The sequence below is a fragment of the Streptomyces sp. NPDC007162 genome (assembly GCF_040634175.1).
Lineage (GTDB): Bacteria > Actinomycetota > Actinomycetes > Streptomycetales > Streptomycetaceae > Streptomyces.
The window spans coordinates 1-2,972 of the sequence record NZ_JBEYFC010000787.1 but is presented as its reverse complement, the minus strand read 5'-3'; the positions used below and the strand labels follow the sequence as shown (position 1 = coordinate 2,972).

2 pseudogenes are annotated in these 2,972 nt (G+C 76.7%); one reads left to right on the top strand and one right to left on the bottom strand.

The window, feature by feature from the left end:
• A pseudogene (locus ABZ646_RS43920) lies at positions 1–150 on the top strand (30S ribosomal protein S9); the annotation flags it as partial.
• Positions 151–175: 25 nt separating this feature from the next.
• Here ABZ646_RS43920 and lanM read toward each other — a convergent pair.
• A pseudogene (gene lanM / locus ABZ646_RS43915) lies at positions 176–2,836 on the bottom strand (type 2 lanthipeptide synthetase LanM); the annotation flags it as partial.
• Positions 2,837–2,972 lie beyond the last annotated feature (136 nt).

Below are 2,972 nucleotides of genomic sequence, written 5' to 3'. Positions count from 1 at the left end.
GGCCGGTGCGCTCCGTCTCGGTGTCGCCCGCGCGCTGAACGAGGCCGACGTCGACAACAACCGCGGCCCGCTCAAGAAGTCCGGCCGCCTCGGTCCGCGCGCCCAGTGGACCGCCGGCGAACCGGGCGTGCCGGGCCAGCGCCCAGCTGATCCCGGCCTCGCCGAAGGCGAAGCCGAAGCTCTCTGGCGCACCGTCACCGGGCCGGCCGGCCGGCGCAAGCCCCAGCAACCGTTCGGCGATCCGGTCGGCGAGGTCGGCGGCCTGGGGCAGCCCGCGCTCGCGGTACACCGCGAGCAGGGCGGCGAGCGCTCCGGCCAGGCCGGCCGACACGCCCGGTGGGGTGTCGTCGCCGAGCGCCGCCAGCGCCAAGGCGTCCAGCGCCGTCGGCAGGCACCCGGCGAGGTCGTCGTCAACCAGGGTGGCCACCCGGGCGAGCGCGTAGCAGACTCCGCCCAGGCCTTCGAAGCCGCCCGGGCCCACGGCCCGGCTCAGGGCCGGGTCGGCGGCCATCGCGGCGACGAGTTCGGGCACCGGGGCGAGCGCCGCCCGGGCCAGCTCGGTGTGCCGGGCGGAGCCGGTGAGCGCGCCGAGCTGGGCCAGGAACAGGGCCACCCCGCTGTATCCCTGGGCCAGCCCGGCGCCCATGGGCAGCACCGTCCAGCGGTCGTCGACCGCCTCCAGGCCGACCCAGTTGGCCCGGCCGTGTCCGCCGACGGCCCGGCCGGCGATCTCGTCGGCGATCCCGGAGGCGGCGGCCAGCAGCGCGGAGGGTTCCGGCAGGACGGCGGGAGCGGGACTGGCCCGGCGACTCACCCGGTGGTGGCGTCCGGCGGCGCACGGCTCCGCGGACGCCAGGGTGGCCGAGATGATCCATTCCTGGGCACGGCGGTCGACGGTGCTCATGGCGGCGAGCTTCGCCCGTGAGGAGGCGAGGCCGGAGGTGTCCAGGACACCGCTCACCGGGCTCCCGTCCGAGGCGAAGACCTCCGGTGAGCCGGGCCGGTGGAAGAAGACGGGGACGTCGCCGTCCCACAGGTCGGCGATCTCGTACTCGATCAGGGCCTGGCGGGCCGGGTCGCCGTCCGAATCGGCCCACAGCACCGCGAACATGGCATCCCGGTCGAGCCCGTCGCGCAGCACCTGCGGATGGGTCGCCTCCTCCAGCAGGGTGGCGTACAGCATCGTCGGCCGGAGCACGAGCCGACCGACCGCGTCCCCGCCGGCGCCCAGCGGCCCGGCCGGCGTGGACAGTTCGTCGCGGTGCCGGACGACGGCGTCGTACCCGGTGCGGAATCCCGCCAGGACCGCGGCCACCCGGTCGGCGCTGCCGGGGCCGGCCGCGGCGCTGTAGGGACGGTTCAGCGCGCCGGTGAACGGCGCCGGGCGGCGCACCATCCGCATCTCGTCCGTGCCGGCGTCCTCCCAGACCATCCGGGTATCGGGGGACTCCCCGCCCGGTGCACCGCCCAGCGCGGAGACGTCGACCGCGCCCAGCTCTCCCATCAGGAGCTGCGGCAGCAGGCAGGTGCGGTGCACCGAGGAGGCGTGTGCCCCGGCGGCCGGATCCGGCCGGGTGGTCCCGCCCTCCCGCAGGACGGGGTGCAGCAGTGTCTCGACGTCGACCAGCACGGGCTGGTCGCCGTGCGCGAGGACGTTCTCGTAGTGCAGGTCCACCCCTTCGAGGGTGTAGGCCAGCGCGATCAGCACACCCTGCCGACGGTGGAACCGGTCGATCTCGGCCAGCGAACGGCACGTCCGGTGGTCGATGTACTCCAGCCACCCGTAGCCGTCGCCGGCCACCCAGCGCGGGGTGCGCAGTCCCAGGCCCGGGACTTTGGCGTCCAGCCAGCCGGCCATCCTGTCCAGCAGGGCGTGCTGGTCGACCGGCCGCGGCTTGTAGACCGCGCTGCCGGCGGCGAACCGGAGCACCGCCACCGACCTGCCCTGCTGGTGCAGGTCCCCGAGTCCCAGCTCGACGCCGACCAGCGGGCCCGGGTCCCGCCCGCCGAACAGCTCGTCGGCGAGCTCCTGCCGGTCGGCGGCGAGCCGCGCCAGCAGTTCGGCGCCGGACCGGGCGGTGTGCCGGCAGGTCAAGGCCAGCAGACGGGCGAGCACCGGGTATCCGGCGAACAGCCGGGCGAGACCCGCGCGGGTGCCGGCCCGGGCGGCGAAGTCGGCGAAGCGGGCGGCCGAGGTGGAGCCGGACAGGTCGCCCGCGGTCCGCGCGGCGGCCAGCTCGACGACCAGGGTCCGGGCGGCCGTTCTGGTGAGTCGCCGTACCAGCCAGTCCGCGTAGTCCCCGGCGAACACCGCCGTCTCTCCGGGGTCGGCACCGTCCGCTCCCGCCTGTTCGGCCAGCTCGGCGACGGCCGCCGTCACCAGCGGGCGCAGTACCGGTCCGAAGACCACCGCTCCGTCCGCCGGGTCGGCGGGCGCGGTCACCGCGGCCCCACGGACCTCCGCGGGCGTCTCGGGGGCTGCGGCGAGCGCCCCTTCCACGAACACCGCCCACTGCGGCTTGGCGAGTCGGCCGGCCAGGCGGGCCGGAGGTTCGGCGGCGAGTGCCGCCACCAGCTGGGTGTCGGCGCCCAGTCGGGCCGAGCGGACGGATTCGCAGGCCGACTCGACCGGTGAGCGGGTGCGCAGCCGGGCGGCCGGGGTGGCCGGTGTCGGCGCCGGCGGGTGCGGGGCCGACAGGCGCTCACGCAGTGTCGCGGCCGGTGCCCACCAGGAGGGTGTCGCCTCCGTGGCGGGACGGGCGGTGTCGGTTCGGGTCACGTCCGTCACCCTTCCAGCGGTGTCGACCGCCCGTACAGGGGGGCAGTACCCCCACATTCCGCGGCGGACTACCCAGTTGACGCCACCGCCGGGCCCCCCTTTCGCGCTGCCGGGCGGGTCGGCGGGAGCGGTGGGCGGCGACGACGGCGCCGCGGCCGGGGCGAGCGGGCCAGGCGGCCGGGCTCCGTCCGGC